The 26,362-nt window shown below is 54.2% G+C and carries 33 protein-coding genes and 3 pseudogenes; 16 read left to right on the top strand and 20 right to left on the bottom strand.

Annotated features, from left to right (window positions below; translation table 11 throughout):
• Positions 1–87 precede the first annotated feature (87 nt).
• From FOV68_RS10090 to FOV68_RS10075, 4 genes are read right to left on the bottom strand one after another with little or no spacing between them, the layout of a single operon-like run.
• The gene (locus tag FOV68_RS10090) at positions 88–939 is read right to left on the bottom strand and encodes a metal ABC transporter permease (protein ID WP_115388246.1); all 852 of its coding nucleotides are present in this window, start codon (positions 937–939) and stop codon (positions 88–90) included.
• Positions 939–1,799, bottom strand: a complete 861-nt coding sequence (gene sitC / locus FOV68_RS10085) for an iron/manganese ABC transporter permease subunit SitC (protein ID WP_010246899.1) — start codon at positions 1,797–1,799, stop codon at positions 939–941. Before sitC ends, FOV68_RS10090 begins: the two co-directional genes overlap by 1 nt.
• 2 nt (positions 1,800–1,801) lie before the next feature.
• A complete protein-coding gene (locus FOV68_RS10080; RefSeq protein WP_033760777.1) occupies positions 1,802–2,617 on the bottom strand; it encodes a manganese/iron ABC transporter ATP-binding protein in 816 nt (271 codons plus the stop codon).
• The gene (locus tag FOV68_RS10075; protein ID WP_370513280.1) at positions 2,614–3,504 is read right to left on the bottom strand and encodes a metal ABC transporter substrate-binding protein; all 891 of its coding nucleotides are present in this window, start codon (positions 3,502–3,504) and stop codon (positions 2,614–2,616) included. Before FOV68_RS10075 ends, FOV68_RS10080 begins: the two co-directional genes overlap by 4 nt.
• Positions 3,505–3,986: 482 nt before the next feature.
• On the opposite strand from FOV68_RS10075, the gene FOV68_RS10070 reads away from it, so the two are divergent.
• The 4 genes from FOV68_RS10070 (at position 3,987) to FOV68_RS10055 (ending at position 5,657) form a co-directional block, all read left to right on the top strand.
• Positions 3,987–4,280, top strand: coding sequence for a hypothetical protein (locus tag FOV68_RS10070; RefSeq protein WP_010670559.1), 294 nt, complete (start codon positions 3,987–3,989; stop codon positions 4,278–4,280).
• Between the two features lie 247 nt (positions 4,281–4,527).
• Positions 4,528–4,773: a regulatory protein YcgZ gene (ycgZ, locus tag FOV68_RS10065; RefSeq protein ID WP_010246891.1), complete on the top strand. Its 246-nt coding sequence runs from the start codon at positions 4,528–4,530 to the stop codon at positions 4,771–4,773.
• 174 nt (positions 4,774–4,947) lie between these two features.
• Complete coding sequence (locus tag FOV68_RS10060) at positions 4,948–5,241, top strand: hypothetical protein (RefSeq protein WP_010670560.1); 294 nt, start codon at positions 4,948–4,950, stop codon at positions 5,239–5,241.
• Between the two features lie 161 nt (positions 5,242–5,402).
• Entirely contained in the window at positions 5,403–5,657 is a 255-nt protein-coding gene (locus tag FOV68_RS10055) for a biofilm/acid-resistance regulator YmgB/AriR (protein ID WP_031591116.1), read from the top strand.
• A 475-nt stretch (positions 5,658–6,132) separates the two neighbouring features.
• Here the strand turns inward: FOV68_RS10055 and FOV68_RS10050 are convergent, their stop codons facing one another.
• Positions 6,133–6,327, bottom strand: coding sequence for a hypothetical protein (locus FOV68_RS10050; RefSeq protein ID WP_109651422.1), 195 nt, complete (start codon positions 6,325–6,327; stop codon positions 6,133–6,135).
• A 425-nt stretch (positions 6,328–6,752) separates the two neighbouring features.
• On the opposite strand from FOV68_RS10050, the gene FOV68_RS10045 reads away from it, so the two are divergent.
• Together FOV68_RS10045 and FOV68_RS10040 are read left to right on the top strand one after the other, a co-directional pair.
• Complete coding sequence (locus FOV68_RS10045) at positions 6,753–7,769, top strand: substrate-binding domain-containing protein (protein WP_069026856.1); 1,017 nt, start codon at positions 6,753–6,755, stop codon at positions 7,767–7,769.
• A 116-nt stretch (positions 7,770–7,885) separates the two neighbouring features.
• The gene (locus tag FOV68_RS10040) at positions 7,886–8,281 is read left to right on the top strand and encodes a cupin domain-containing protein (protein ID WP_010246880.1); all 396 of its coding nucleotides are present in this window, start codon (positions 7,886–7,888) and stop codon (positions 8,279–8,281) included.
• 20 nt (positions 8,282–8,301) lie between these two features.
• Here the strand turns inward: FOV68_RS10040 and FOV68_RS10035 are convergent.
• Positions 8,302–9,185, bottom strand: a pseudogene (locus FOV68_RS10035) (LysR family transcriptional regulator).
• A gap of 99 nt (positions 9,186–9,284) precedes the next feature.
• Between FOV68_RS10035 and FOV68_RS10030 the strand changes: the two are divergent.
• Positions 9,285–10,010, top strand: a complete 726-nt coding sequence (locus FOV68_RS10030; protein WP_143990745.1) for an SDR family oxidoreductase — start codon at positions 9,285–9,287, stop codon at positions 10,008–10,010.
• A gap of 46 nt (positions 10,011–10,056) precedes the next feature.
• Here the strand turns inward: FOV68_RS10030 and FOV68_RS10025 are convergent, their stop codons facing one another.
• The 4 genes from FOV68_RS10025 to FOV68_RS10010 all read right to left on the bottom strand — a co-directional run bounded on the left by FOV68_RS10025 (position 10,057) and on the right by FOV68_RS10010 (position 13,289).
• The gene (locus tag FOV68_RS10025; RefSeq protein WP_029519590.1) at positions 10,057–10,797 is read right to left on the bottom strand and encodes a YoaK family protein; all 741 of its coding nucleotides are present in this window, start codon (positions 10,795–10,797) and stop codon (positions 10,057–10,059) included.
• A gap of 211 nt (positions 10,798–11,008) precedes the next feature.
• Entirely contained in the window at positions 11,009–11,338 is a 330-nt protein-coding gene (locus FOV68_RS10020) for a DHCW motif cupin fold protein (RefSeq protein ID WP_010670565.1), read from the bottom strand.
• A gap of 33 nt (positions 11,339–11,371) precedes the next feature.
• On the bottom strand, positions 11,372–12,064 hold the full coding sequence (locus tag FOV68_RS10015; RefSeq protein WP_143990997.1) for an aspartate/glutamate racemase family protein: 693 nt from the start codon (positions 12,062–12,064) through the stop codon (positions 11,372–11,374).
• Positions 12,065–12,131: 67 nt separating this feature from the next.
• Positions 12,132–13,289, bottom strand: coding sequence for an MFS transporter (locus tag FOV68_RS10010; RefSeq protein ID WP_143990996.1), 1,158 nt, complete (start codon positions 13,287–13,289; stop codon positions 12,132–12,134).
• A 137-nt stretch (positions 13,290–13,426) separates the two neighbouring features.
• Here FOV68_RS10010 and FOV68_RS10005 point away from each other — a divergent pair, with 137 nt between their 5' ends.
• A complete protein-coding gene (locus FOV68_RS10005) occupies positions 13,427–13,933 on the top strand; it encodes a MarR family winged helix-turn-helix transcriptional regulator (protein WP_039387878.1) in 507 nt (168 codons plus the stop codon).
• Between the two features lie 5 nt (positions 13,934–13,938).
• Here the strand turns inward: FOV68_RS10005 and FOV68_RS10000 are convergent, their stop codons facing one another.
• The gene (locus FOV68_RS10000; protein ID WP_039387877.1) at positions 13,939–14,541 is read right to left on the bottom strand and encodes a helix-turn-helix transcriptional regulator; all 603 of its coding nucleotides are present in this window, start codon (positions 14,539–14,541) and stop codon (positions 13,939–13,941) included.
• A 43-nt stretch (positions 14,542–14,584) separates the two neighbouring features.
• On the opposite strand from FOV68_RS10000, the gene FOV68_RS09995 reads away from it, so the two are divergent.
• Positions 14,585–15,280, top strand: coding sequence for a B3/4 domain-containing protein (locus FOV68_RS09995; RefSeq protein WP_109651410.1), 696 nt, complete (start codon positions 14,585–14,587; stop codon positions 15,278–15,280).
• A 115-nt stretch (positions 15,281–15,395) separates the two neighbouring features.
• Positions 15,396–15,716 carry a hypothetical protein gene (locus FOV68_RS09990; protein ID WP_109651408.1) on the top strand — a complete coding sequence of 107 codons (321 nt, stop codon included), beginning with the start codon at positions 15,396–15,398 and terminating at the stop codon, positions 15,714–15,716.
• Between the two features lie 28 nt (positions 15,717–15,744).
• On the opposite strand, the pseudogene FOV68_RS09985 reads toward FOV68_RS09990, so the two are convergent.
• Positions 15,745–16,188 (bottom strand): annotated as a pseudogene (locus FOV68_RS09985) (transposase); the annotation flags it as partial.
• Between the two features lie 892 nt (positions 16,189–17,080).
• On the opposite strand from FOV68_RS09985, the gene FOV68_RS09980 reads away from it, so the two are divergent.
• From FOV68_RS09980 to FOV68_RS09970, 3 genes are all read left to right on the top strand, one after another.
• The gene (locus FOV68_RS09980; protein WP_134161285.1) at positions 17,081–17,272 is read left to right on the top strand and encodes a hypothetical protein; all 192 of its coding nucleotides are present in this window, start codon (positions 17,081–17,083) and stop codon (positions 17,270–17,272) included.
• 57 nt (positions 17,273–17,329) lie between these two features.
• Positions 17,330–17,752, top strand: coding sequence for a hypothetical protein (locus FOV68_RS09975; RefSeq protein ID WP_115764525.1), 423 nt, complete (start codon positions 17,330–17,332; stop codon positions 17,750–17,752).
• A 116-nt stretch (positions 17,753–17,868) separates the two neighbouring features.
• Entirely contained in the window at positions 17,869–18,108 is a 240-nt protein-coding gene (locus tag FOV68_RS09970; RefSeq protein ID WP_186289739.1) for a hypothetical protein, read from the top strand.
• A 64-nt stretch (positions 18,109–18,172) separates the two neighbouring features.
• Here FOV68_RS09970 and FOV68_RS24045 read toward each other — a convergent pair whose 3' ends face one another.
• Both FOV68_RS24045 and FOV68_RS24555 read right to left on the bottom strand, forming a co-directional pair.
• Positions 18,173–18,487 carry a hypothetical protein gene (locus tag FOV68_RS24045; protein ID WP_161594367.1) on the bottom strand — a complete coding sequence of 105 codons (315 nt, stop codon included), beginning with the start codon at positions 18,485–18,487 and terminating at the stop codon, positions 18,173–18,175.
• A 316-nt stretch (positions 18,488–18,803) separates the two neighbouring features.
• Positions 18,804–18,956: pseudogene (locus tag FOV68_RS24555) on the bottom strand (plasmid SOS inhibition protein A); the annotation flags it as partial.
• A 522-nt stretch (positions 18,957–19,478) separates the two neighbouring features.
• Between FOV68_RS24555 and FOV68_RS09955 the strand changes: the two are divergent.
• The gene (locus FOV68_RS09955; protein ID WP_069026865.1) at positions 19,479–19,856 is read left to right on the top strand and encodes a RidA family protein; all 378 of its coding nucleotides are present in this window, start codon (positions 19,479–19,481) and stop codon (positions 19,854–19,856) included.
• Between the two features lie 25 nt (positions 19,857–19,881).
• Here the strand turns inward: FOV68_RS09955 and FOV68_RS09950 are convergent, their stop codons facing one another.
• From FOV68_RS09950 to FOV68_RS09940, 3 genes are read right to left on the bottom strand one after another with little or no spacing between them, the layout of a single operon-like run.
• A complete protein-coding gene (locus FOV68_RS09950) occupies positions 19,882–20,409 on the bottom strand; it encodes a DUF4865 family protein (protein ID WP_143990744.1) in 528 nt (175 codons plus the stop codon).
• Positions 20,406–20,795 carry a tautomerase family protein gene (locus FOV68_RS09945; RefSeq protein WP_033773596.1) on the bottom strand — a complete coding sequence of 130 codons (390 nt, stop codon included), beginning with the start codon at positions 20,793–20,795 and terminating at the stop codon, positions 20,406–20,408. The genes FOV68_RS09950 and FOV68_RS09945 overlap by 4 nt, the downstream gene beginning before the upstream one ends.
• A complete protein-coding gene (locus tag FOV68_RS09940; RefSeq protein WP_069026867.1) occupies positions 20,795–21,100 on the bottom strand; it encodes a carboxymuconolactone decarboxylase family protein in 306 nt (101 codons plus the stop codon). Before FOV68_RS09940 ends, FOV68_RS09945 begins: the two co-directional genes overlap by 1 nt.
• Before the next feature lie 96 nt (positions 21,101–21,196).
• On the opposite strand from FOV68_RS09940, the gene FOV68_RS09935 reads away from it, so the two are divergent.
• On the top strand, positions 21,197–22,078 hold the full coding sequence (locus tag FOV68_RS09935; RefSeq protein WP_143990743.1) for a LysR substrate-binding domain-containing protein: 882 nt from the start codon (positions 21,197–21,199) through the stop codon (positions 22,076–22,078).
• Here the strand turns inward: FOV68_RS09935 and FOV68_RS09930 are convergent.
• The 3 genes from FOV68_RS09930 to FOV68_RS09920 form a co-directional block, all read right to left on the bottom strand.
• Positions 22,065–22,631, bottom strand: a complete 567-nt coding sequence (locus FOV68_RS09930) for a TetR/AcrR family transcriptional regulator (protein WP_143990742.1) — start codon at positions 22,629–22,631, stop codon at positions 22,065–22,067. The genes FOV68_RS09935 and FOV68_RS09930 overlap by 14 nt on opposite strands.
• Before the next feature lie 402 nt (positions 22,632–23,033).
• A complete protein-coding gene (locus FOV68_RS09925; protein ID WP_143990741.1) occupies positions 23,034–23,582 on the bottom strand; it encodes a GNAT family N-acetyltransferase in 549 nt (182 codons plus the stop codon).
• Between the two features lie 242 nt (positions 23,583–23,824).
• Positions 23,825–25,378 (bottom strand): methyl-accepting chemotaxis protein, encoded by a 1,554-nt coding sequence (locus tag FOV68_RS09920; protein ID WP_069026870.1) that lies wholly within the window; start codon positions 25,376–25,378, stop codon positions 23,825–23,827.
• Between the two features lie 258 nt (positions 25,379–25,636).
• Here FOV68_RS09920 and FOV68_RS09915 point away from each other — a divergent pair, with 258 nt between their 5' ends.
• Entirely contained in the window at positions 25,637–26,254 is a 618-nt protein-coding gene (locus tag FOV68_RS09915) for a pyridoxamine 5'-phosphate oxidase family protein (RefSeq protein WP_143990740.1), read from the top strand.
• Positions 26,255–26,362 lie beyond the last annotated feature (108 nt).

Below are 26,362 nucleotides of genomic sequence, written 5' to 3'. Positions count from 1 at the left end.
TTTGAGTAATGTTCATAGTTTTAGAATACTCTGAACATCCGCTTGCACATAAAGCCCCAACTTACCGCATTCATGCTGGTCATCACTCTACTCATACCTGCCGCTCTCGCGAAGTTTCAGACGCTCCAGCTGTCGCGTTTTGCGGCCTGAGATCACCATCGCCACGATAAACACCAGTGCAAACAGCACCACGATCGTGGGTGCTGGCGCGCTGTCGATAAAGAACGAGAGATAGACCCCGCTCAGCGACACCAGCACCGACACCACGACCGCCACCAACAGCGCATGTGAAAAGCGTCGGGTAAGCAGAACTGCGATAGCACCGGGCGCGATCAGCAGGGAAATCGACAGGATAATCCCTACTGCTTTCAGCGTCGCCACAATGGTCAGCGATACCATGCAGAGTAGACCGTAATGCAGCCAGCGTGCGGGTAAGCCAGAGACCTGTGCCTGCTGCGGATCAAAACTGAACAGCATAAAATCACGCCATTTCACCGCAATGACCCCAACGATCACCGCTGCGATAAGCGTTGTCTGAATTATGTCAGCGCCCGTAATGCCCAGCATGTCACCAAACAGAATGTGATCAAGATGCACCTCCGGTTTCACGGCGATATAGAGGATCAATCCCACCGCAAACATGCCGGAGAAGACGATTCCCAGCACCGTATCCTGCTTGATGCGACTGTTGTCCTGCAGAAATCCGCTGGCAACGGCACAGAACAGACCTGCGACAAACGCACCCACCGCCAGCGGCAGCCCGGCCATCCAGGCGAGGACGATGCCGGGGAATACCGCATGGCTCATGGCATCGCCCATCAGCGCCCAGCCTTTCAGCACCAGAAAGACCGACAGCAGCGCACAGGGGATCGCCACCACCAGCGCAATCAGCAACGCACTGTTCATAAAAGCGAACTGAAAAGGTTCAAAGATCCACATCAGCCAGGCTCCTTTTCGGGACGATGGCGGCCACGACGCCGGTTAGCCAGCAAGCCATGTTTGGGCGCAAAGACAAACGCCAGCAGGAACAGCAACGTCTGCGCCACCACGATGATGCCGCCCGTTGCGCCATCCAGGTAGTAACTCGCCCACGCACCGAGAAAACTGGTGATACTGCCAATCGCTACGGCAATCATCAGCAGACGCGGGAAGCGGTCGGTGAGCATCCAGGCTGTCGCGCCTGGCGTCACCACCAGACAGATCACCAGAAATGCACCGACGGTTTGCAGCGCCGCCACGGTTGAGACTGCCAGCAGGGTAAAGAAGAGTACTTTCAGTCGTTCAGGGCGCAGTCCGATAGCGCGCGCGTGATTCTCATCAAAGAAGGTGACCATCAGATCCTTCCACTTAAACAGCAGAATGATGATCGACAGCCCGCCAATCAGCGCCAGCTGGAGTATATCCGCGGGCGCAATCGCCAGAATATTGCCGAGCACAATGGTCTGAATGTTTACCGCGGTCGGATTGAGCGACACCATAAACAGACCCAGACCAAAGAAGGAGGAGAAGATCAGGCCGATGATTGCATCTTCTTTTAAGCGGGTGCGCTGATTGAGTAACAGCATGCTGCCCGCCGCCAGCCCGCCTGAGAGAAACGCGCCCAGCGCAAAGGGCAGTCCCAGCATGTAAGCACCCGCTACGCCCGGCACGATGGAGTGCGACAGCGCATCGCCAATCAGCGACCAGCCTTTGAGCATCAGGTAGCAGGAGAGAAACGCACACAGGCCGCCGACCATGGCGGAGACCCACATCGCGTTGAGCATGTAGTGATAACCAAAAGGCTCCAGTAACAGTTCCATGGTCAGTTCCCGTCTTCAGGTGCCGTACGTGGCGCAATAAAAGGCCGCTCATCGTCGGTGATAATCTGATCGTCCAGCCCTTTCACCATTACATGACGCAGCACCCCACTGAACGCGCGCTCAAGGTTGGCGGCGGTAAAGGTGGTGCGGGTCGGGCCGCTGGCCAGAATGGTGCCTTTGACCATCACGGTGTAATCACAGAACTCCGTGACCGATCCCAGATTATGCGTTGAGACCAGCATCGTCTTGCCTTCATCGCGCAGCTCACCCAGCAGGCTGATGATTCTGGCCTCAGTCTGAACGTCCACGCCGGTAAACGGCTCATCCAGCAGGATAACGCTGCCCTGCTGGGCAATGGCGCGCGCCAGAAATACCCTTTTTTTCTGTCCGCCGGAGAGTTCACCGATTTGACGATGCCGGTAATCCAGCATATCGACCCGCGCCAGCGCATCACTGACGATCTGCTGGTCGTGCGGTTTCGGTCGACGCAGCAGGCCCATATGACCATAGCGACCCATCATTACCACATCCTCCACCAGCACCGGGAAAGACCAGTCCACCTCTTCCGACTGCGGCACATACGCGACCAGACTCTGACGCAGCGCCTGACGGGTTGGCATGCCGAGCACTGAGATGCTGCCGCTGGCGAGCCGGACAAAGCCCATCAGCGCTTTGAACAGGGTTGACTTGCCGGAGCCATTCACACCCACCAGCGCCGCAATCGATCCACCCGGCACGCTGAAGCTGGCATCATGCAACGCGGTGTGACCGTTGCGATAGGTCACGGTGACATCGGAAACAACGATGGTGTCTGTCATTGCGCTTTCTCTCCCGCTTTAATGCCCTGCGCCAGCGTCTCCGTGGTGACTCTGAGCAGATCCAGATAGGTCGGCACCGGTCCCTGAGCGTTGCTTAAAGAGTCGACGTAAAGCACCCCACCGTAATGCGCACCCGTTTCCCGCGCGACCTGGCGGGCTGGCTTATCCGACACGGTGCTTTCACTGAACACCGCCGGAATAGCATTTTTCTTCACCTGGTCGATCACTTTTCTCACCTGTTGCGGCGTGCCTTGCTGATCAGCATTTACAGGCCACAGGTAGAGTTCTTTCATGCCCAGGTCGCGAGCCAGATAGGAGAATGCGCCTTCGCTGGTCACCATCCAGCGTTTATCCTCCGGGATGTCGGCAATCTGCTGGCGTAGTGGATCCAGTGCTGCGGTAATTTTTTGCTTATAGGCTGCGGCGTTCTGGCTATAGGTTTCCGCATGCGCCGGGTCATATTTCACCAGCGCATCACGGATATTATCGACATAGATCAGCGCATTGTCCGGTGACATCCAGGCGTGCGGATTCGGTTTACCGTTATAAGGCCCCTCGCCAATACCAATTGGTTTTACCCCGGCAGAGACAATCACTTCCGGCACCCCATCCAGATGCTGATAAAAACGCTCAAACCAGCGTTCGAGATTAAGCCCGTTCGCCATGATTAACTGCGCACCCTGCGCCCGTTTGATATCGCCGGGTGTCGGCTGATATTCGTGTATTTCAGCACCCGGTTTGGTAATGGAAGTGACTTCGGCCGCATCCCCCGCCACGTTTTTTACCATGTCAGCGATGACCGTAAACGTCGTCACTACCTTAAATTTTTCTGCTGCATAGCTGCTGGTCGCCATCAGGGTTGTCAGTAGCGCACTCAGTAGCATCATGGTTATTTTTCTTTTCGGGACCATAGGGCGATCTCCAGAGGTGATTAAAAACAGAACATAATTAGCATAGGCTATTTTTTATAGCACAGGCTATACCTTTGTAACAGCGAAGGGTTGTGAAGTTTCTTCAGCATCCGGGCCCGAATGTGAAGTTTTGTAAGCGAATCGCTTTACTTGTTGATATGTAAAAATTTAATTTCAATGATGGGAAGTTTATGGAAAGTGTGATGTATAGCTATAACCGGGTTTTACACCTTTCTCATCTGTGGTTGAGTAAACCGCAGGAACGAAAACAGGATTAAAAAGAGGCCATCCTGACGGCGCAATTTACCGAAAAGCGTTCTGACACCTGGCGGCACCCACATGACACGCACAGCAGACCGACAATTAAAATAATCTTATTAATAGGCTGAATTGATTAAGCTTCGTAAATTTTTTTGCTACAGTTAATGTTACTTACCGCAATCACCCAGGAGGATAATTTGTATTTTTCCAGCGACGAAAAAGCGAATGTCATCATTGGCGAAGCCGCAATGAACCTGTTTAATGCCGGTCAGGAAGTGAATGTTGAACTGCTGATTAATGAACTAAGGGTCATGGCTGACTCTGAAGTTAATGAGACTCGCCTTGAGCAGATGCAGCATGCGCTTCAATGGCTGATGGGGTTCAAAACCATCGGTTCCCGCAGCACCGCCCCGGCGAACTGGCTTGCCAAAACCACTGGCAAAGAGCCCGCAGCTCCCGTCTCTGCCGATGACATCTTCTTTAAACACTAACCCATGTGTGCCGTTCCTCTCCGGCCTTAATATTCAGGTCGGAGCGTCGGTGGGGTGTGAATGATACAAGAATCTGGTACAATTTTTACCTCGCCACAAACTCCTCGTAACACCCTGTTTTAAAAGCTTTAGCACTTTTTGCACAAAAAAATTAATCCCAAAAATCCAAAATTCTGTACAAGTTTTGCAAAGATGTATAACTTGCGCATCAAGAGTGCATACATTTAAACCACCTGAGGACAACAACATGCGTCAGAACGGACAAGCCCCGGAAACGATCAGCGATATTGCCCGTTACTTCAATCAGGCCAGTTCACCGTCGCAACAGGAGACGCTGGGTTCGGTTGTGGTGGAAATTCTGCGCGCAGGTCATAGCCTTAGTCGGAAAACGATTTGCAGTAAACTGCTGAGTCGCCTTGAACTGGCTGCCACGCCAGAAGAAGAGAGTCATCTGCATGAACTCATTGCGATGCTGTTTCGTCGCGAAGATTAATGCCCTCTCACGGTCGTGCATGTTAATCAGGACGTCTGTTTCAGCCATCACCCAGGAAGATCTATCCTAGCAATAAAGCCCAGTTCTGCTTCCCGTATCGGGTGCACTAAGTCGCACCCGCTGACGCATACGGACCCGCAGCATGGCCATTGATTCGCAATCAGAGAAGCCAGTATGTACAGAAGTGAAGATGAGAAACTGACAGATGTTATGATCGGCGAAGCCGTTCTTACATTACTCAAGTCAGACAAACCGGTATCCAGCAACGCCTTAATCGCACAGCTCGAACTGATGGCTGCTGATGCTGACGACGCCGTGAAAGTGTCAGTGATTCGCAAAGCCATCACTGAAGTCCGTAATGGTATGGTTGCCGCGCGCAAACGCGTACAGGGCGACGGTGCCGAACGTGATAACACGGCTCATCGTATGAACAGTGATGGCCCGCCTGAAGGTTCGAAAAAGCACTGATTGAGCGTACTGCGTACCTGATACATGCGGCCAATTTTAAGCGAAGCGGCAGACCTGAACAGAATTTTCAAGGCGGGCTGGGCAAAACGAAAACTGCGCCTACACTCGTTTTTGACTTCAACCATTGCATCTGACTCATTTTCCTCAGAGAAAGAATAATCATGCAGCATTCATCATCAGATTCTTCAATCATTGACTACTTCCGGAGCGCAGGCGATCAGCTTGCTCCGGAAACTGAACTGCTGGGCGCAGTGATTCGTGACATTGTTGCTGATCAGGGACGTGTAACCAATAAAGCGATCATCCTCTATTTGATCGCTGAACTGGAATGCACTTCAGATGCTGTCAGGCTGGATGTATTACGCAAAACGCTGGAAATCGTGGTTGGCCGCACGCCAGACGATACCGGCATCTGATACGCCATTCTGCGTTATCTCTGGTAACGCAGGATCCCCTTCCCCCTTCGCCCGCTTTTGTTTCCATCCCTCACTTTCGCTGTATACCCGATATGCCACACAGAAATTATCCGATATAAAAATTCTTTTGCAGGTTAATGATGTGGCAGGGATTTGATCCCGACGATAACGCTTTTCTGCAATCATGCCTGAAGAAGATCATTCAGACTTAATAAGACCTGCCAATGAAAAGATGCACTTCTTTATCAGAAATTCGCTACTCATTATGAATAATCAACAGAAGGATCTGACTGACATTTTTAATTTTGTTATCAACCGTCTCGCTGAATAAAAAAGAAACGATCGACTCACAGTAAAATCCCTTTTAAAGGCTGCGAGCAATATGCAAAGCCTCTTATGCTCGCCGATGTCAAAGGTAGCAGGGCCGCTATAATGACACAGTCCGGGATAACGCCCGGCATCAGCCCTGTCAGCCTTAATGCATCTTACGAGTGAAAAAGCTTATCGCTTCCTGACACAATGCTTTCAGCCTGCTGTCACGTGTCTCTTCGCTCAGGCGAAACAGCGCGTCCGTAATGTGGTGGAAATGAACCGGCTCTCCCGCCTTGATCAAATCACTGACTACCGCACCAACCAGCGCACGGATTTCATTATCGTTGTCGTACTTCACACGACCTCCCGATGGTGTATGCATATACAGTCTATCATTATCGGGAGCCAAAAAACAAAAAAGTCGTTGGGCGGGAAATATAAGCGAAGCGGCAGAAAGGTTATTAACTATACAGCCTCAGAATATTATCTGGATTTATTTTTACCCGGCGCAGCCCTGAAGCTATAAATAGCTAAAACGGAGGTAGCAAGCGCTGTAATCTATTTTTTCCCGTTTATGATGATAGTCGGGTATTTATATATCGGGGAAACAGACTCCCGGCTGAATGTGTTATAAACACTTTTACGACTCACAGTTTATTGCGATAACCTGCGCGGCAGCTTTCCCGGCCTGATATGTTCTGACCAGCCTTTCACAAATGATCATCAGACAATGGCCAGCAGTATGATAAAACTATCGTCATCCTCTGGTGTCACGAGCAGCATATGGCTAAATTTACCCTGAAACAGATTGCGGCCCAGTCGGGACTCAGTCTGGCGACCATCGACCGGGCCCTGCATCAGCGCGGCAATGTGCATGCCACGACCCAGCACCGAATCCAGCAGGCGATAGCAGACCTGGAACTGATGCAAAAAGCGGGGCTCGCCAGGGGAAGAACAATCTATTTTGACGTCATCATGCATACACCTGACCGCTTTCAGCCACTGATACGTGAGGCGTTCAGCAGTCAGATTGCCAGCTTTACTGCCTTTAAACTTCAGTTACGTTTCCACTTCGGCGCGAATCTTACAGCGGAGGCGATTAACGCGCTGCTGAATAAAAAAGCGTTGCATAGTCACGGCGTCATTCTTAAGGCAGCCTGTTCCGGTGAACTTAATCCCACCCTTGAATCACTGCTGAAACAACGCGTTCCGGTGGTCACCATGATGAGCGACCTGCCCGGTAGCGCGCGCCTGCGCTACATTGGCATGGATAATTTTGATGCCGGTAAAGTGGCGGCTTTTCTGATGTCAAAATGGCTGCGGGTGAGTCGTTCGCATATTGTGGCAGTCACCGGCAGTCACGATTTCATTGGCGAACAGGAGAGAATTCAGGGTTTTCAGCGAGCAATGGAGGAGTTTGCGCCCCGGCATCAGGTGAGCGTGGTGGCAGGCGGTTATGGCATTGACGCCCGGATGCAGCAGTCGGTGACACAGTTCTTGCAGAGCCATCCGGATGCAGATGCGGTCTACACAGTCGGTGGCGGTAATCCCGGCATACTGCGCGCATTTGCCGAACAAAAGCGGACGGTTAACGCTTTTATTGGTCACGATCTCGATCGGGAAAATCGTGCACTGCTGCAGGCCGGTAAAATTGATGCATTGATCGAGCATAATTTACAGCTTGATGCGCTGCACGCCTTCAGAACGCTGCTGGCGTTTCATGGATTTTTGCCTGCCTCAGAACCGCCCGCGCCCTACTCTAAAATCAACATCATCACGCGATACAACATGACAGCATGAAAAACTGTCAGGCAATTAATGAGCCCGGCTCATAACCATTTGCCGACTGAGCGGGCTAATCACACTCCGGCTTGCCGGTTACACTGTGCATGACATGTTAACAACAGGAGTGAGTAATGAAAATTATCGCCAACGGATCGCTGCCTTCGCGTAAAGGACCTGCTGAATATTTTACCGGCACGGTTCGGATTGATGCGCCATTCCAGGCAACCGAACCCGCCCGCGTGGGTGGCGCAACGGTGACTTTTGAACCGGGTGCCCGTACCGCATGGCATACCCATCCACTCGGGCAAACCCTGATAGTCACGCATGGCCAGGGCTGGATTCAGTGTGAGGGTGAAGCCATTCAGGTGATGAACACCGGTGATATCGTCTGGATCCCGGAAAACGTGAAGCACTGGCACGGTGCAACGCCGGATAACGCCATGACGCATATTGCTATCGCTGAGTCACTGAACGGCTCGCCGGTTGACTGGCTGGAGCAGGTCAGCGATCAGCAATATCAGCGCTAAATCAGACGTGCACTCTGTCGCTAAAGTCTGACGTGATCGATCAGCGCCCTCAGCTTGGGGGCCAGGTTTTGCGGCTGGGAAAATAGAGATAGAAGCCGGCAAAGGCAGGCAACCATGCGTCGAGCAGGGTCACCAGTTCGCCACGTGCGATGTAAGGCTGGAAGGTTTCTTCCATGCCAAAGCTGATGCCGCCCCCGGCGCAGGCGGTGCGAATCATCACCCCCATATCGTTGGTGGTGAGTTGCGGATTGACGGCAACATCAAACTCGCGCCCCTGCTCTGCGAACTCCCAGCGATAAGGGGCCAGACCTGGCCCTTTTCGCCAGCCAATGCAGCGGTGATTGACCAGATCCCGAGGATGTTGCGGCGTGCCTGCGCGAGCCAGATAGGCGGGTGACGCCACCGCCACCTGACGCTGCGCGGTAGATACCGGCACCGCAATCATATCCTGAGCAACCACCTCCCCCAGCCGCACGCCCGCGTCATAGCCCTGTCCGACAATATCAAACTCCTCATCGGTGACGGTGATATCCAGCTCAACCTGCGGGTAAGCGGTAATAAAGCTCGCCAGCAGTTCTCCCCCCAGCATCCGCTCTGCAATCGAGGAGATCGCCAGCCGCAGCTGGCCCCGAGGTTCTGCAGCCAGTTCTGCAATATCGGTCACGGCGCGATTGAGCTGGTTGATCGCAGGCGCCACTTCGGCATAAAGCCGCTGCCCGGCTTCTGTCAGCTGAACCGAGCGTGTGGTGCGCTGCATCAGCGTGATGTTAAGCCGGTCTTCCAGACGTCGCAGACTCTGGCTGATCGCCGGACGCGTAACACCCAATTGCTCTGCGGCCAGCCGGAAATTTCGCGTCTGCGCCACAATCACAAAAACTTCGAGAGCATTTTTATCGGCATTCATTGGTCAGATTGAGTTACCAGTACGTTAAGCGTTCAGTGGATTATCTTTATAATCCAGTCACCGTATGATCGCCAGTGACAACCTGACTGGAGAAACAAAATGACTCAGAAAGTAATTTTAATTACCGGCGCCTCAAGCGGCATCGGGGCAGGCATTGCACGTGAACTGGCGAAAAGAGATGCCATTCTGCTGCTGGGTGCGCGGCGGGAAAGCCGCCTGGCCGCGCTGGCTGAAGAACTGCAGTTCAATGGTGCAGAGGTGGCGATCAAGGCGCTGGATGTTACGCGCCGCGAAGAGATGACGCAGTTTGTTGAGTATGCGCTGGAGAGATGGGGCCGGGTGGATGTAATGATCAATAACGCCGGTATTATGCCCTTGTCACCGATGGCGTCGCTGCGGGTGGAAGAGTGGGAACAGATGATCGATGTAAACATCAAAGGGGTGCTGTATGGCATTGCGTCAGTGTTGCCGACCATGCTGGCCCACCAGCGCGGTCACATCATTAACATCGCGTCGATAGGTGCGCTGGCCGTGTCGCCCACCGCGGCCGTCTACTGCGCCACCAAGTTTGCGGTGCGGGCGATTTCCGACGGATTACGCCAGGAGAACAGCCAGCTGCGGGTAACCTGTGTTCATCCCGGTGTGGTGGAGAGCGAGCTGGCATCAACCATTACCGATCCGGCAGCCGCCGAGGCGATGCAGCACTATCGCGCTATCGCATTGCAGCCGGACGCCATTGGACGCGCCGTGCGCTATGCCATTGAACAGCCTGATGAGGTGGATGTGAACGAAATCGTGGTGCGGCCAACCCGAACGCAGCAGTAAGCAACCCGCCCGATGCGATGTGTGCATCGGGCGGGAGGTTTTACTGTCAGTAGAGGCTTCTGCGGGTACGCTGCACGGTGATAGCGATGGCCGTCAGTGCCACCAGCATCAGAAATATCCCCAGTCCAACCATGGCGTTGAAGCCATAGACTTTAAACAGCAGCAGACCAGCAATACAGCCGCTCAGGAATGAAAACACGGTAGTCAGATGGGTGTGCAGAACCTTCTGGAAAAAGCGACGATCGTCGGTTTCAAGATGCACAGCGTGCGACGTGTGGGCAAAGATCCACGACCCCAGCGCAATACCCGCATCGGTCAGCGTGCCGGTAATGTGGGTCGATCTGACGCGGCCATTGGAGAGCTGCGTTGAGGTCGCATTATGAATCCCCATTAAAAAGCCCAGCATTAACAGCACTTCTCCGTTAAAGCTTGGCCGGTAGAACACGATCTCAAAGATCGATGCCGCTGTCAGTGCCGCCCCTTCCGCCAGAATGATCAGACAGAATATGGTGCGTAACTTATGTCTGATCCCCACCACCACCGCCAGCCGGGCAACGGTACAGCCCAGCACAAAGGCAATAATCAGTGCCATCAAAAACAGCATGGTATGGAGGTCGCTGGTGGTCACTTCCTGGGAGATTTGCGACGTGTTACCGGTCATATGCGATGGGAAAAATCCAAACGCACCCAGCGCCATGGCATTAAGGATGCCGGCGGTGGTGGCAAGCACCAGCGCCAGCAGTCGATCTTCGGTATGCGAACGAACTTTCTTCTTTTTTATCAGCACAGGCTTCCCCACCTCAGGTGAATGCAAAACGTTCTTATAAGGCTTCCAGCATACAGCCTGATGGGAATTATTCCTGTCAGAACCAGATAACTCTGATGAAATAAGCCATTAATTTTGCTGATTTTTATAAAGCTGATTCAGTTTACTTTTAAAAGTGTCAACGACGCGATGATTCACCAGCAGGTGATCACCAGAGAGGCTGACGGTGAACTCAGTCAACGATGAAGAGTTGTGCGCCTGTGGACGTAAAGGAGCGATGTGGTTCAGCATCGTCCGCCACCTGATAGCTGACGCCCGGTGTCAGTACGAAACGGCGACCATCTGCCAGTTCAGTGTGCAATTCACCCGCCATACACAGCAAAATATGGCCCTTTGTGCACCAGTGATCGGCGACATAGCCTGGTGAATAGTCGACCATCCGCACCCGGATATCGTTAAACTTCACGGTTCGCCAGGTCGCCTGCCCCTGGTCGCCGGGATGAATCGTCTCTTCAATCTGATCCCACTGGGTCAGGCCAAACGGCAGATTTTCAATTTTCATACGATTCCCTCAAGGCTAAGTGCAGGATAAACGTCAGGCCAGCGCCTGGGTAACAGCCTCTTCCGCGTGGATAAGCGTGGTATCAAACAGTGGCACGCTGGCATCCGTGGCATCCACCAGCAGTGTGATTTCGGTGCAGCCCAGAATAATGGCCTCCGCCCCCTGCGCGACCATCTGCTGCATGATCTCACCATAACGGCGACGCGACGCGGGATTGATCTCGCCCAGACAAAGCTCGTGGTAAATCACCTCATGCACAAAAATCCGATCCTCTCTCTCCGGCGTGATCACCTCAAGACCAAACTGCTGCTGAAGTCGCCCGCGATAGAAATCCTGTTCCATGGTGAATCGCGTCGCCAGTAATCCGACCTTACGCACCCCGGCCTGCTGAATGCGTCGTCCGGTGGCGTCGGCGATGTGCAGCAGCGGGATGCCCGTTGCGGCGCTGATCTGTGATGCCACTTTATGCATAGTGTTGGTACAGAGTACGATGAACTGCGCGCCAGCCCGTTCCAGATTGCGTGCCGCTTCAGCCAGTATCTCTCCCGCCTGCTGCCACTCGCCCGCGGCCTGTAGCTGCTCAATGCGCTGAAAATCCACGCTATAGAGCACCAGCTCTGCCGAGTGCAGGCCCCCCAGCCGCTGCTTAACCTGCTGATTGAGAATACGGTAATAGAGCGCGGTAGACTCCCACGACATACCGCCTAACAGACCAATGACTTTCACCATGCACTCCGGGTTCAGGGGTTTCATTCCAGCATGCCAGATCGACATTGATCGGCAACGGCTTTGTTCAGTTGATACTGTTCTGAGGTCTGAAGCGTCGGACAATCACCATCAACAGCACTACGCCAGCGCTCATGATCAGCCAGGCCTGGGTCATTGATGTGCCGCTATCACGCACCCAGCCTGCCAGCAGCGGCATCAGAGCCGCAATCAGATATCCGCCTCCCTGCACGCGTGACAGCAGAATGCCCGCCTCTCTGGCACTGCGCGCATGATCCAGCGTGACGATCAGCGACAGCGGAAAGAGCGCACCGATGCCCGTACCCAGTAACAGTGAAAAGAGTATCGGCATCGTGCCCGGGTAAAAGACCAGACTCAGCAGCCCCAGCAGCAACAGGGCCAGCACGCCGAGCAGAAGCGGACGGCGATCGGGAAAGCGATATAACGTCGCCGAGACGATCAATCCTGCTACCACTTCGGTTAACGTCAGCGCGGCGAGCAGATAGCCACTGTGGCGAGCACTCCAGCCCAGTTGAATATAGAATGGCGGCAGCCAGGCCAGCACTAACGTATAAGCACCCGTGCCAATGCCGAAAAAGAGCATCAGCAACAGGGTACGCCGCACAGGCAGCGTCGTTGCATCAGAGGCCACGCTCACCTGCGGCGATCGCCTGACTAAAGTCAGCCAGATCAGCAGTGTGACCAGCGTTAACCCGCCGGAAAGCGCCAGCGCGGGTTGCAGGCCCAGCCATGAAAACAGCGGGTCAGCACCGGCAGCAGTCAGTGCCGCGCCCGCCATAATGCCCGTGCTGAACAGCGCCATCAGCGTCGCCGCGGCCTCAGCAAAGCGTTGCCGGATCAGAGCGGGCATCAGCGCCTGTATCACGCCAATCCCTGCGCCCCCCGCCAGCGCGGTGAGCAGCAGCTGAGAGGGAGTAAGCGTAACGCCGCGCCACAGGCAGGCGACCGTCAGACAGAGCAAACCGGCGGCGATTCCCCTTACCGGCCCGATGCGGGCGATCAGCCACGGGCCAGAGAGTGCGGCCAGGCCCATCATCGCCACCGGCAGCGTAGTCAGCAGACTGAACGTTGTCGACGACAACCCGGCCTGCAGTTGCAACACCGGGAACAGCGGGCCGATAATCGCCAGCATAGGGCGCAGATTCAGCCCGATAAGAAAAGCGATCACGGCAAATAGAACGGGGAACAACACCTTATTTTTCATCATCGACGCCTTAACAGAGGATTGACGATGACAGCACCGGGCTGCCACCATTTATCTTAACGTTAAGATAAATTCCCCCCGTTGTTAAGAGGCTGCGCACAACCCGACAACATAACCACAATATTTAAAGGTGATTTATGCATGACCATATTGATTTCGTTGTCAGCCAGTGGGACGACGCGATGCCCGATCTCGACGCCTCTTCAATGCGGGTTTTCGGCAGAGTGCTGCGTCTGATGAAACATCTGACAAAAGCGCGCAGTCAGGCACTGGAGCCTTTTGGTTTTCAGGAGGGGGAATTTGATGTGCTGGCGACATTGCGACGGGCGGGATCGCCTTTTCGCCTGTCGCCCACCCAGCTCTACCAGGCGCTGCTGGTGACTTCCGGTGCGATGACAAATCGTCTGAACCGGCTGGAGCAGCAGCATCTGATTGAGCGTATTGCCGCGCCAGAGGATAAGCGCAGCATGCTGGTCGGGCTGACGCCGCACGGGCAGCAGCAGATTGAGCATGCACTCCGCGTCCATACCGCTACGCAGGAGGCGCTGCTGGCCCCGCTTGGCGCTTCAGAGCGTGCCGAACTGGAAAGGTTGCTGAAAACGCTGCTGCTGGTGTGTCCAGGCGAAGCGACAGCCGCAGAATAACGCCGTCAGCGCTGCAGTTCGGCCACTGTCATGGTGAAGATAACCGGCAGTTGATCGGCACTGGCATAGGCATGCGGCATATCGGTTCGCGCTACGGCTGCACAGCCCTGCTGCACCACCAGGGTCTGCTCACCCACCGTTAAGGCGAGCGAGCCTTGCTCGACATGCAACAGTTCGAGTGTGCCTGAGGAGTGACCGGCAGAACGGAAAGCTTCGCCCGCAAACATCTGCCAGCGCCATAGCTCGATCATATCCGGCCCACGGGTTCCCGCCAGCAGCTGCGCATAACCACCCTGCTCACCCTGCCACAGCCGGGGCATTTCGCTGTTCTCAATCAGCCAGGCGTCAGGCGCATGCGCAACGTTAACGATATCTGCCACCGAGACGCCCAGCGCGGCAGCCACTTTACAGAGAATGGCGATGCTGGGATTGGCGGCACCCTTTTCGATCTCAACCAGCATGCCTTTACTGACGCCAGCCCGGCGCGATAACTCATCCAGCGAGAGTTTCTGACTTTTACGCCAGCTTTTGATGCTGTCCGAAACAGCCTGATTGACACTGGCGACATCGGCACCCGCATCGGTCGTTATATTGACTTTTTTGGTCATCGGTCATTACTATGAAATAAATTAGTCACTGAGAGAGTATCCGATGTTATCTGTTCATCCGTCAATCGATCCCGCTGTTTTCGCGCTCGCTCCCGGCTTTCGTGCCATGAGTATTGTGGTGGAAACCACACCGATTACCCGACCAGAAGTTGCCAGCGAAGCACTGAAGAGTGCATGCCAGCAGGTATTAAATGATGATGCGGCGTGGGCAGACGCGCATCTCGCCGCCTGGGCTGAGGTGTTTAAAGCCTTTGGTGCCAAAGCGAAACGTACACCCTGTTCGGCAGAAGCATTGCGTAAGCGTGTGCTGCGGGATGGCGCATTGCCTGCCATCGATCCGGTTGTCGATCTCTATAACGCCATCAGCATTCGTTATGCGCTGCCGGTCGGGGGGGAAAATATCGCGGCCTATGCTGGCGAGCCACGTCTGGTGATTGCTGACGGCAGTGAACGTTTCGATACCGTTAAAGAGGGCGAGGTGGTTTATGAGTCGCCGGAACCGGGCGAAGTGATCTGGCGCGACGATCAGGGCGTGACCTGTCGCCGCTGGAACTGGCGTCAGGGTGTAAGAACCCGACTGGATGCCAGCGCGCAGCAGATGTGGTTCATTCTGGAAAGTCTGCCCGCTATGCCGCTTTCCGCGCTGCAACAGGCCAGCGACGATCTGGTTTCGGGATTACAGCAGATGATGCCGGGTGCGCAAATCAGTACGACGCTGATTGAAGCGCCAGCAAACTGAACATTGCCTCAACAGCGGCTGAACAAGGTTAACGGTGAGCGGAAACTGTGGCAGGATACGCGCCCTGCGTCTGGCCATACCCGGCTGACTTAACGGCAATCAACCGGTGAATAAAATGGCTAAAGTAAAATATATCCTGCCCCTGCTGCTGATCCTCGCCCTGGCCGCCTGGTGGTTTATCCCACACGACAGTGAGGAAGATAAAGCGTATTACGTCGCGGTGTTCTGCGCGGTTGATCATGATAGTAAGCAGCCCCTCGACCAGCAGATGCAGAACGTCATAGAAGGCGGCAATTCTGATTATGCGCTGCAAAAAATCACCTATAAATCGGGGCTGGGTCGCAGAGTGATTGGCCGCTGGCAGCAACTGACGCCTGATGAGCAGCAGCGCGCCGTGCAGGATAACCTCGCCTGCCAGCAATTGCTGAAACGCTGATTTCTGACGGGCGTGTTGCATTGACAATGCCGATAACTTTCCAGGAGAACAGATCAACCACCACGACCACATAAAGCCAGCCTTCATGCGGCCGGATGTACGTTATGTTCGTCACCCAGTGCTCATCAGGTGCCTCCAGATTGAACTGACGCTGGAGTCTGTTGGGTGACACTATGCTGGCTTCACCTTTGCGTGCTCGTAGGTTCCGGTACTCGATCTGAGCTTTTATTCCGGCACGCTTCATAAGTCGCCAGACCCGGTTCACTTCTTTCTGAAGTCGCCGACTCTCAGACCAGGTATCAGAATGCGCTTTAGTGGCTGATGAATCAGGGCCCTACTTTTTTACTCAGGCATAGAGGCTGTGCGTGATGATACCAGGACGGGTGGCGACACCTGCAAGGGAATGGCTACGATCAACGACCTGTTTAACCGCTTCGATTTTTGACTCTTCGGGATAACGTTTACCGCTCATGAGCACCTCTCTTTTGATAGCCGGTTGCAACCGTTGTCCTCAGCCGTCAGGCACGAACTCGCCTGCAAGCTTAGCGGAGTGAAGCTCGACGACTGCCCGCCATGGCAGGAGCCGGAGGGTCATGCAGTGAAGAGTTTGACGTAAATTCACGCATACTCCTGACCGGTTGCAAGCTGAACGCTCTCACAGCACACTATTTTGTTTGCTGCACGCACGATAATGAGCCGGTTTTTTTAGCTGTTGAGGTCCCGCCTGCCGCAGTTCTGATAATGCTTCCTGAAATATCTGGATTTCACAGGTTCGGTAGAATTAATTCAAAGTGGTTAAACAGTTCCCCCCATGACCATGCCTCTTAAAAGTCAGATTAATTATATAAAAATGATATTTGCTTCTGCTTTTTTTGAATTTAATTTTTTTATTTTCCGGCTTTTGATAAGCGCACTGCTTTAATAAAAATATAATGTGTATATTTTCATGAAAACAGTAAACTGTTAGCAGGATAATTATTATGCATCAATATCTTTTAAATTTAACCACTTAACAATAACATAATACCTCCGATAACTTCGATTAAATCCAAATAAAAACATAATAAAACATCGGTAAACTTTTCATTACAATCCTTAGTTTTTAATTTTTAGTTAATTTAATTTTAATTAAATGGCTCATTAGCTACGGGATGGGCCAACGATTATCTCATGTATTTCTTACCTTTAAGGATGGATTATGAGACATAAAAAATTAGCTCTTGCTTTGGGTATTTTTGTTCTCTCTGCGGCGCGATTTTCTGTCGCCGCACCCTTACATAACGAACCGTTGACTGATCACTCCCCACATACCTTCTTACTTATCGACGATGCTAATGGTGGTAACGGCGGGAACGGAGGTGCTGGTGCCAATTCTCCTGGTGGCCCCGGAGGCGATGGCGGCAATAACAGCGGCAGCGGTAACGGGAACGACAGCGGTAATGGTAACGGTACTGGCAACGGCTCAGCTAACGGCAATGGTTCCGGTGACGGTGACGGCGGTGGTGATGGTGGTGACGGTGGTGGTGACGGCGGCGGTGCGTAATCTGGCTGCTTAATCTAACTAAAAATGGTCGCCTCCTGAAGGCGGCCATTAATCAAAGGATGAAACTTTTATGTCAAAGCTGCACAACACTCTGATTCTTTTCCCGCTTTCTGCAGGGCTGCTTTTTTCCCTGCCGGTATTCAGTCAGACATTTCCGCAGGGCACTATCCAGCTGTCTGCCTGTGAGAGTCAGAACGGACAGGATGGGAATGCCACTTCGCCCAACGGGGAAAACGGTAAAGACGGCGTGCCCGGCACCGGCTGCCTGAACGGAGGTAACGGCGGTAACGGTTCTGCTTCTGGTGGTAACGGCGGAAATGGTGGAAACGGTGCAAACGCCGGGACTGAACCACATCACAAGCACCATAAACATCATAAAAATACATACGGTAGCGCTAATGGTGGAAACGGTGGTGATGGTGGGTCAACAGACAATGCCCCCGGAGGTGCTGGCGGCGACGGAGGTAACAATGACCAGTCACAACATCTGTAAACGATGCCGGACCTTATTAAGGTGCTCAGCTCTGATACTGGCGGTTTTAACACATTACGGTTATGCCTCTCCGGCATACCCCGTCCTTTCTCCTGATTCTTTATCACTGATTTCTGATGGCGGAAACGGCGGAGACGGCGGTCCGGGTGAAAACGGCGGAAATGGAGGTAACGGCGGTAATGCTGGCACAGGTTCCGACTCAAATGGCGGTAATGGCGGAGATGGAGGCACAAACGGAGCCGATGGAGGGAATGGTGGCATCGGAGGAAGCGGGAATAATTCACCCGGTGGTGATGGTGGTGACGGCGGTAATGGCGGCAGCGATGGTGGTGATGGCGGCGGCATATAATTCATAACGCAGGGGATGATATGAAAAACCTTCTCATGAAAGTTGCATACCTCATTATTCTGACCTCAGCTTTACTGAGACCTTTCATTGTCGTATTCACTGTAACGTCCTCTCTGGCGGCCGGAATATTCAGCACTGCGGCATGGGCAGACGGTGATGGTGGCGACGGTGGCGACGGTGGCGGTGACGGAAACGGGGGAGACGGAGGGAATGCTGGTTCTGGCAGCAATGGAGATGGCGGCGACGGCGGTAATGGGGGTGAAAACGGCGGAAATGGCGGAAACGGAGGTAATGGTGACGGATCCGGTGATGGCGGAAACGGAGGCGATGCGGGTCCCGGCGGCGTCGGCGGTCAGGCTGGCAGCGGCGGGAGTCAGGGAGGACATGATGGTTCTCCCGGGATGAGTGGAGCTAAATAGCTATCCGTATGCCGTTAACGCGGTCTGCCGGAGGTTGATTGCTCCGGCAACCTCACTCCTGCAGACTAAACGGACAGCATAGCAATGCTGAGACGTCGTGCTGCAGGGCCTGAACGGCGAAAGCTCGTGAAGTCATATCAGTCGTTTTTACCAGCCCGGCAAACCCCGAGCCTCCTAAAAAAACCGCATAGTTTCAGCCTGAGAAATGGCAGCTTATTCAGCACTACCCGACAATCCAGCTCCCGCCCGACCTCTGCCTACAGTTTCCACACTGGCTGGCCTTCTATTTCCAGCGCTCAAAAGCCTTCATGGAAGAGAATCCCTCACTCCAGCGATAAAACATGATCTCCGGTTCGATATGATGCAGCAGCGAATCTAACCAGCGGGATATCCATCTGATGACAGTTGCCGGCGTATGGAAAGCCAGATCACTCTCAGCCTGGCCTTTTGCCGTATGATCAGTCCGTTTTCACTCCTCTTTCTCACGACGGAACTGGCGGGAATACTTCTCATCGCTAAGCTCCGTGTCCTGACACCGCCATCCGGAAACAGATCGTGAGCATCATAACTGTTCAGTGGATGCGGGCAGTCCTCACCCGCTATAACAATCAGCCTGTAAGTGCTGCCAGCCATGCCTGCCTGTTACCTCTGAATTCGGCGTCAGTCATTGAAGGCCGCAAAAAGCGAATTTCTTTCTGTCTCCCCACTTGCTGCCCCTGAGAATCCGAAAAAAGCTTGTGCATACGGATAGTCTGCACAATGCGCATTTCGTCATGCCTGTTTTGACGACAGCAATGGCCTGCATCGCTGCACGGCGTGCAGGAGAGAGCGGAACCTGTAAACGGCTGGCTTCCCGAACCTCCTCGTTATTCAAAACATCCTTCAACCCGCTATCAACTTTCGGCCTTTTTAATGCCGGTAGCCTGTATGGTATGAAATCACTTTAAAAAGAGAAAATATGATGATGCCAGAACGCAAAAATTATCCGCAACTGGGCGAAGTAAAAGCACCTTATGTCCACGCAGTGAAACATGGCGCGACGCTGTATGTCTCAGGACTGACCGCTTTCGGTACGGCGGCTCAGCAGGGAGATATGGCTGAACAGGCAGAAGCCATTTTTGATCAACTCAGGGCGGTTGCCGCGGCTGAGCATACGTCGCTCGCATCGCTGCTGAAGGTCACGATATTCATCACCTCTTTCACAGAGATCACCGCGCTGCGGGAAGTGCTTTATCGCAACTACGGCGAGCATCTGCCCGCCAGCTCGCTGGTACAGGTCAGCGGACTTTTCTCCACTGACCTGCGCATAGAGATTGAAGCCATTTTTGCCCTCTGAGTAGAAAACAGCGACATTCCCGATGCTAGAGCTGCAGATCTGCTGCGGCTGCACCCCGCGCCAGATAACCGATGCGATAGACTTCCTGCTCGCCAGCGGGGCGCTGGAGTGACGCGTTAACGTCTACTCCCTGCCAGCGGCTCACATCCCAGGCGCTGATCCCTGTTGTTACCGGCAATGTCGTGAGGTCTGAATGCGGTGGAATCGTCCAGCGGTTCAGCGTTATAAAGCGGGCGTCGGCCAGATCAGGGATGTGGGTCTGCCCCTCAAGCGCCAGCCAGCTTTCGATGATCGGCCAGCCAAAATCCCTGACCAGTGTCGCAAAGCCAGGACTTTGCAGGAAACGCTGCATGCCACTCGCCTCCCGCCAGAAATAGAGCGGCGCATAACGGTTTTCATTCTGTCCGTCATCATCACGGCAGGCGTAGAGATACGCCTTGGCCACCAGCCCTGGAAAGCCATCAAGCCGGGCTCCGTTCAGACTGATGCGCTGCTCGATGATGCCCATGTCGCAGTCAGCGGGCAGGGTAAAACGGTAGTGCATGATAATCATAACGCCTCCTGTGCCAGCATCCGGCCACCGCTAAAGCTCCACTCTTCGGTGCTGTTAAACTGAATAATGATCATTACGTCGTCAGGATCGATCGCCATCTCTGCCTGAAGCGTCGTACAGAGTGAATGATAAAACCGTTGCTTCTGTTGGCGGGTTCGCGGTCGGCCTGCCGTCACCTGAAACAGCACGAAATTATCGCTACGCCCGCCGCTGAGATAGTGACGATCAAATACCCGCTGTCCGGCGGGCAGCATCTCAATCACCTGAAAGCAATCATGCTCAGGAACGTCAAATTCCGCGACCAGCGCCTGCTGAAGCAGCGTGGAAATCTGATGCAGAGCCGCCTCGCTGTAGCCCTGACGCAGGGTAATTCGGGTAAAGGGCATCAGTGATTATCCTCCAGATAACCCAGCGCGGTGACGGCAGCGGGCCAGCCTGCGTAAAACGCCAGATGGGTGAAGCTCTCCACCAGCTCATCCTGCGTCAGCCCATTTTGTCGGGCGAAATCGATGTGCCACGGCAGCTGCTGGACTCTCCCCAGCGCGGTTAACGTTGCCAGCGTCAGCAGGCTGCGTTCACGCGGTGACAGCAGCTCGCGCTGCCAGATATCACTAAACAGCACCTGCTGCGTCAGTTCGGCCAGTTTTGGCGCGCGCTGCGCCAGTGTTTCCCGATCAAGCGATTTTTTCATTGCACACTCCTCAGTGGTGAGACAGAGTGTCACTCAGGCCTTCAATCCTGAAAATCAAATTAATCAGCATTTATCATCCAGGTTTACAGGACAATAATGAACAAGGTACCGCAGTCCCTCGATATGGATGCGCTGCGCAGTTTCGTCGCGGGCATTGATGCCGGCAGCTTTGCCCTGGCGGCACAGCATCTGTGTCGGTCTGCCTCGGCCGTCAGTGCGCAGCTTAAGAAACTTGAGCAGCAATGCGGCACGGCGCTGGTGATGAAAAAAGGGCGGCATGTGCAGCTGACCCGCAGCGGTGAACAGCTGATGAGTTACGCCAGACGCCTGCTGTCGCTGAACGATGAGACATTGCGGGCAGTGAAAGGCGAAGCGTTACAGGGCGAAATACGCATCGGGATGCAGGAGGATTTTGGCGAGGCGTTGATGCCAGCCATTCTCGGCGCGTTCAACCGGCAGCATCCGGAGGTGATGCTGACCGCACGCGTCGACAGAAATCTGCCGCTGCTTACGGCGCTGGCCCGTCATGAACTGGACCTTGCGCTGCTATGGCAGGCAGAGCAGCAGGCTGGCACGCAGTTAATTGGTCAGTGTCCGTTAGCCTGGATACAGCATCCGGCGTTTGATCTGGCGGGATATCTGCAGCGCGGCGAGCCGCTGCCGCTGGTGGCATTCGATGCGCCGTGTGTCATGCGATCGCGCGCCATCGAGGCGCTGGATAAGGCAGGTATTCCGTGGCGGGTAGTGTTCACCAGCCACAGTCTTAGCGGGATCTGGGCGGCATTACAGGCCGGGCTGGGCATCACCCTGCGCACCCGCGCCGGGTTGCCGGAGACGCTGGTGATTGAATCACACCGGCTGCCATTGCCCGGCTATCTGGGTATCGCGCTCGCCCGCTCCGATCAGGGTGACGATCCGGCGCGAGCACTCTTGCAGCATCTGATCACGCAAGCCGCCCTGCCCTTTATTCAGCGCTGACTGCTGTCTGAAATGCCCGCTGAACCAGAGACGAACAGTATTCTGCTGAGATGTCGCGGTCACCGAACAGAATATGAAACATCACCGGTGCCACGACCACATCGATGATGCGATCAACGTCAAAACCTGATTCGCCGCGTGCCTCGGTCCGACTTTTCAGTGTTTCAAGATGCTGATAGGTAAACCCACAGCATTTCTGGCTCGCCGCTTCAGCCTGACTCCCTATCACATCAGCCAGAAGCTCACGACCGACTTTGGACGACATCTCTTCAGCATACTGCTGGATGAACGCAGTAAGATCGCTGGCCGTCGATCCGGTATCTTCCGGTTCTGCAATGGGTCGCATCCGTGCCACGGCCACATCCGCCAGCAACTGGGACAGATCGCCCCAGCGCCGATAGATCGTGGAGGGTGTCACACCCGCCTGTTCGGCGATCATCGGCACTGTAATAGCTGAACGATCAAGCGTTTCCAGCAAGCGGTTAACGGTGTTATGCACTTCCGCCTGAATACGTGCGCTGCGCCCACCCTGCCGAATCATCTCCCTCGCCATCTCTTTCTCCCGCTTTTATCAGCCTGAACGTCATGGTTAAAGCAACGAAGTTGCATTAACAGATAGCGGCAGTGTACCGCATCTCAGGCTGAGCAGGCGCTAATGTGTGCTATCGGGCGGTTGAGCATCAAGGCTGCAGTTTACTCAGGACCGATTTAACCGGCTCGGCGGTGAGATGTGACGAACGGTTATCTGATGCGCCTATCCATAAAAGACTGACTGCCATGACTGCTGAAATAAAAATTGTACGAATATCCATAAAGCCTCCCCCTGATTAAGGTGGCTAAAGTAATCCACACAGCGGAGTATTAATCGCGGGATAAGAGAGGATTTAAAGGGACCTGGAGCGAAAAGGTGGCGCAGCTTTCGCCACGCCTGAATCACAAACGGGAAAGATCATACTTATGCGGTAACGATGTTGCCAGCCGCAAGCCAGTCACGTTGTGTGAGGGTGTACATCAGGCTGGGAGGAAACCCCTCAGGATCGTCGACCTTTTTCAAAAAGGTCAGGCCCGCTTTTTCCAGTACCCGGCGCGAAGCCAGATGGTTTTCGCGCGTCACACCCGTAATGATGCTCAGCCCGGCCTCTTCGAATCCGTAACGAATGGCTCTGCGGGAAAGCTCGGTGGCATACCCTTTTCCCCAGGCAGCAGGCTCAAACCGGTAACCGAGATTATTCGTCTGACGACCATCAAACTGGCTTCTGAAAACGCCCCCAAAACCAATGATTTTTTCCGGATGGGCTTTCTCAAATATCGTCCAGTCGCCAAAACCCTGTTCCTGGTAGCTCTGTAATATGCGCTCCATGGCCTGAATAGCATGCGTTCTGTCGGGCCATGGACCTCGCGGGTTAAATTTATGCGTTTCGGGGTCGCCATAGATTCTGAAGAGGTCGTCAAGATCCTCGCGAAGAGTATACCTGTAGAGCAGTCGCTCTGATTCCCAAACCATCCTGCGCTCCCTTTGGGTGCTGAATAAGCAATCTTTACTCTTTATATCAGCAACTTCGCCTGTCACCAACTCTGTTAACCCGACTCAACGGCTGGCAGCTAATCACTGGCAGCATGTCACCTCTGACGTAAGTACACAGAAAACCTGCGATGCAAGGCCGTGCCAGCATCCTGCTGGAATCCGGTCAAAAAGAGCAGACGCGGCTGGGGCTCGCGTCCGGTCTGTTCTGTTGCGTCTGGCGATTAAGCTTCGCTGTGCACTCTAAACGAATCAACCATGCCACGCAGTGCATGTGCCTGCTCAGACAGCGACTGAGAAGCCGACGAAGACTCTTCAACCAGTGCGGCGTTGTTTTGCGTCACGCCATCCATCTGACTCACGGCGATGCTGACCTGCGAAATACCCTGCATCTGCTCGGAGGAAGACAGGGAGATATTATCCATCGCCTCGGCCAGCTCACTGACCATACCGACAATTTTCAGGATGCTCTGGCCGGTTCCGGCCGCCACCGAGACACCCTGCTCTACCTGTCCGACAGTCTGTTCAATCAGCGATTTGATGTCCCGTGCCGCGGTTGCACTTCGCTGTGCAAGCGAGCGAACCTCACCTGCAACGACGGCAAATCCACGCCCCTCTTCTCCGGCTCTTGCCGCTTCAACGGCCGCGTTAAGCGCCAGGATATTGGTCTGGAAAGCGATACCTTCAATAACGCCAGTGATGTCGCGGATTTTCGCGGCGCTCAGTGAGATGCCATTCATGGTTTCGGACATACGCTGGACATCATTTTCACCGCCGCGAGCCAGCGAGGCCGTTTCACGAGCCGAACCGGCAGTCTGCTGTGCGCCAAGGGTATTGCTTTTTACCGTCGCGGTAAGTTGCTCCATGCTGGCAGCCGTTTCCTGCAACGCAGACGCCTGCTCCTCGGTTCGTGAAGATAACTCGGTATTACCACGAGAAATCTCATCAGCGGCCAGCGCCACGGAACCCGCAGCCTCTTTAATACGGGAAACCAGCTCACGCAGATTAGCCTGCATACCACCCAACGATGCCAGCAGGCTGTTGGTATCACCGCGTCGCAATGCCACTGACGTGGTGAGATCGCCTGAGGCGATAGCGGCAGCCAGTGCCTGAGCCTGAGCCGGTTCGCCTCCCAGCTGACGCATCAGGATACGCACGGTAAACAGGCAGGTTGCCGCTGCCAGCAGAATTGAGATGCCCGCGAGGATCATCAGCGTAAAGCCAGTACGCGCCGACGAATCACTGCTCATCGTCACCGCTTTCTGGCTCTCTTCACTCTGAATCGCTGAAAGGGTGTTAAGCGCATCCAGCAGCTTACGCTGCGCCGGACGCGTCACGGTCAGCAGATAGGCAGTGGCTTCCTGAGAACGATTATCCAGCCCCAACCGGCCAGCCTGTTCAAGGGAGTCGAGCGTAGCTTTCTCTACTGACAGCCCCTTATTGAACGCTTCGCGTGCAGCAGGGGTGGCATCACCCATCATGCGGGTCAGCGACTCACGGGTGGTGATGTAAAGCGTTTTCTGAGTCTGCAGCCGTTTCCATTCCGGTTCCATCGCTTTAGTATCGGTCAGTAGCGCCATATTGCGCACTGCAATGCCCATGTCACGCAGGCCACCCCGCATATCAAGTACCATCTGATAGCGTTTCATCTTCACATTGACCACATCGTTCATGCCATCACGGGCATTGTTAAGAGCGTGTAAAGCAATCCCGCTACACAGAATAAACAGCAGAATGAGCAGGCCAAAGCCGGCATACAGACGAGTTGAAATTTTCACAGGCGAGTCTCATGAGTGGATGTAATAAGGTGGTCATGTCTTTCTGCTATCGGCATTGTGTGAAGAATTTGTAGCCACGGCTGGTAATAAACTTTTTTCAGGCGGAGGAGTGACGGGTACGCGCAAACTCATTATCGTAAAGAGTCGCTTGCTGGCTCTGGTGTTACTGATGTTAACGTTATGCTTTAGCTGGTATGTCGGGTTTGTGGCGTATCATAAGCGTCATGGGAATCGGAGTAATAAAAGGAAAGTGCAAAAATGGCTGAACAGAGCAGCATTATCACTGAACTTACCGAACTTGAAGGTCTTTACGGCACGGTCGCCCGGCCCTCTGTCGCTAAGGTGACCGATCATATTCATCCCGCTTATCGTCCGTTTATCGCCGCCTCGCCTTTTGTGGCGCTGGCAACGTCGGGGCCCGAGGGACTGGATGTTTCACCGCGCGGCGATCCGGCCGGATTTATCGAAATCGAAGATGACAAGACCCTGCTATTACCCGACAGACGCGGAAATAACCGCATCGACAGCCTGCGCAACATTCTGCATGACAATCGGGTAGCGCTGCTTTTTCTCATCCCTGGCATTGGCGAGACGTTGCGCGTGAACGGCACGGCAGCGATCAGTACCGACCCGGCGCTGCTAGAGCGCTTTGCCATCAACAATCAACTGCCAAAAACCGTATTGCGCATCATTGTGGAGAGCGTTTTCTTTCAGTGCAGCCGGGCGATTATTCGCTCCGGATTATGGGATGCCGAAACGCAGATCTCACGGCAGTCGCTACCCAGCACCGGTTCCATCCTCAAACAGATTGCAGAGATTGATGGCGATGCCTACGACAAAGCGCTGCCTGAGAGATTGAAGAACTCACTTTACTAATCGCCGTTCAGGGCCAGGAGGCTTCACTTCATCCGGCGTGCCGATGAGTGAAGTACTTATACTTTCGGAACGGAGATCATCGTGCGCCTGCAGTCACGCCTCTAAGCG

The organism is Pantoea sp. paga (genome assembly GCF_007558755.1).
GTDB classification, from domain to species: Bacteria; Pseudomonadota; Gammaproteobacteria; order Enterobacterales; family Enterobacteriaceae; genus Pantoea; species Pantoea agglomerans.
The sequence above is the reverse complement of the archived record's forward strand: the minus strand, read 5'-3'. Positions and strand labels throughout refer to the sequence as shown.

Coding starts and splice junctions, on each gene's coding strand:
- FOV68_RS10090 (WP_115388246.1), bottom strand. CDS start 939: ATGTGGATCTTTGAACCTTTTCAGTTCGCTTTTATGAACAGTGCGTTG.
- sitC (WP_010246899.1), bottom strand. CDS start 1,799: ATGGAACTGTTACTGGAGCCTTTTGGTTATCACTACATGCTCAACGCG.
- FOV68_RS10080 (WP_033760777.1), bottom strand. CDS start 2,617: ATGACAGACACCATCGTTGTTTCCGATGTCACCGTGACCTATCGCAAC.
- FOV68_RS10075 (WP_370513280.1), bottom strand. CDS start 3,504: ATGATGCTACTGAGTGCGCTACTGACAACCCTGATGGCGACCAGCAGC.
- ycgZ (WP_010246891.1), top strand. CDS start 4,528: ATGCGTCAGAACGGACAAGCCCCGGAAACGATCAGCGATATTGCCCGT.
- FOV68_RS10060 (WP_010670560.1), top strand. CDS start 4,948: ATGTACAGAAGTGAAGATGAGAAACTGACAGATGTTATGATCGGCGAA.
- FOV68_RS10055 (WP_031591116.1), top strand. CDS start 5,403: ATGCAGCATTCATCATCAGATTCTTCAATCATTGACTACTTCCGGAGC.
- FOV68_RS10045 (WP_069026856.1), top strand. CDS start 6,753: ATGGCTAAATTTACCCTGAAACAGATTGCGGCCCAGTCGGGACTCAGT.
- FOV68_RS10040 (WP_010246880.1), top strand. CDS start 7,886: ATGAAAATTATCGCCAACGGATCGCTGCCTTCGCGTAAAGGACCTGCT.
- FOV68_RS10030 (WP_143990745.1), top strand. CDS start 9,285: ATGACTCAGAAAGTAATTTTAATTACCGGCGCCTCAAGCGGCATCGGG.
- FOV68_RS10020 (WP_010670565.1), bottom strand. CDS start 11,338: ATGAAAATTGAAAATCTGCCGTTTGGCCTGACCCAGTGGGATCAGATT.
- FOV68_RS10010 (WP_143990996.1), bottom strand. CDS start 13,289: ATGAAAAATAAGGTGTTGTTCCCCGTTCTATTTGCCGTGATCGCTTTT.
- FOV68_RS10005 (WP_039387878.1), top strand. CDS start 13,427: ATGCATGACCATATTGATTTCGTTGTCAGCCAGTGGGACGACGCGATG.
- FOV68_RS10000 (WP_039387877.1), bottom strand. CDS start 14,541: ATGACCAAAAAAGTCAATATAACGACCGATGCGGGTGCCGATGTCGCC.
- FOV68_RS09995 (WP_109651410.1), top strand. CDS start 14,585: ATGTTATCTGTTCATCCGTCAATCGATCCCGCTGTTTTCGCGCTCGCT.
- FOV68_RS09990 (WP_109651408.1), top strand. CDS start 15,396: ATGGCTAAAGTAAAATATATCCTGCCCCTGCTGCTGATCCTCGCCCTG.
- FOV68_RS09975 (WP_115764525.1), top strand. CDS start 17,330: ATGTCAAAGCTGCACAACACTCTGATTCTTTTCCCGCTTTCTGCAGGG.
- FOV68_RS09970 (WP_186289739.1), top strand. CDS start 17,869: ATGGCGGAAACGGCGGAGACGGCGGTCCGGGTGAAAACGGCGGAAATG.
- FOV68_RS24045 (WP_161594367.1), bottom strand. CDS start 18,487: ATGTCCTCCCTGACTCCCGCCGCTGCCAGCCTGACCGCCGACGCCGCC.
- FOV68_RS09955 (WP_069026865.1), top strand. CDS start 19,479: ATGATGATGCCAGAACGCAAAAATTATCCGCAACTGGGCGAAGTAAAA.
- FOV68_RS09950 (WP_143990744.1), bottom strand. CDS start 20,409: ATGATTATCATGCACTACCGTTTTACCCTGCCCGCTGACTGCGACATG.
- FOV68_RS09945 (WP_033773596.1), bottom strand. CDS start 20,795: ATGCCCTTTACCCGAATTACCCTGCGTCAGGGCTACAGCGAGGCGGCT.
- FOV68_RS09940 (WP_069026867.1), bottom strand. CDS start 21,100: ATGAAAAAATCGCTTGATCGGGAAACACTGGCGCAGCGCGCGCCAAAA.
- FOV68_RS09935 (WP_143990743.1), top strand. CDS start 21,197: ATGAACAAGGTACCGCAGTCCCTCGATATGGATGCGCTGCGCAGTTTC.
- FOV68_RS09930 (WP_143990742.1), bottom strand. CDS start 22,631: ATGGCGAGGGAGATGATTCGGCAGGGTGGGCGCAGCGCACGTATTCAG.
- FOV68_RS09925 (WP_143990741.1), bottom strand. CDS start 23,582: ATGGTTTGGGAATCAGAGCGACTGCTCTACAGGTATACTCTTCGCGAG.
- FOV68_RS09915 (WP_143990740.1), top strand. CDS start 25,637: ATGGCTGAACAGAGCAGCATTATCACTGAACTTACCGAACTTGAAGGT.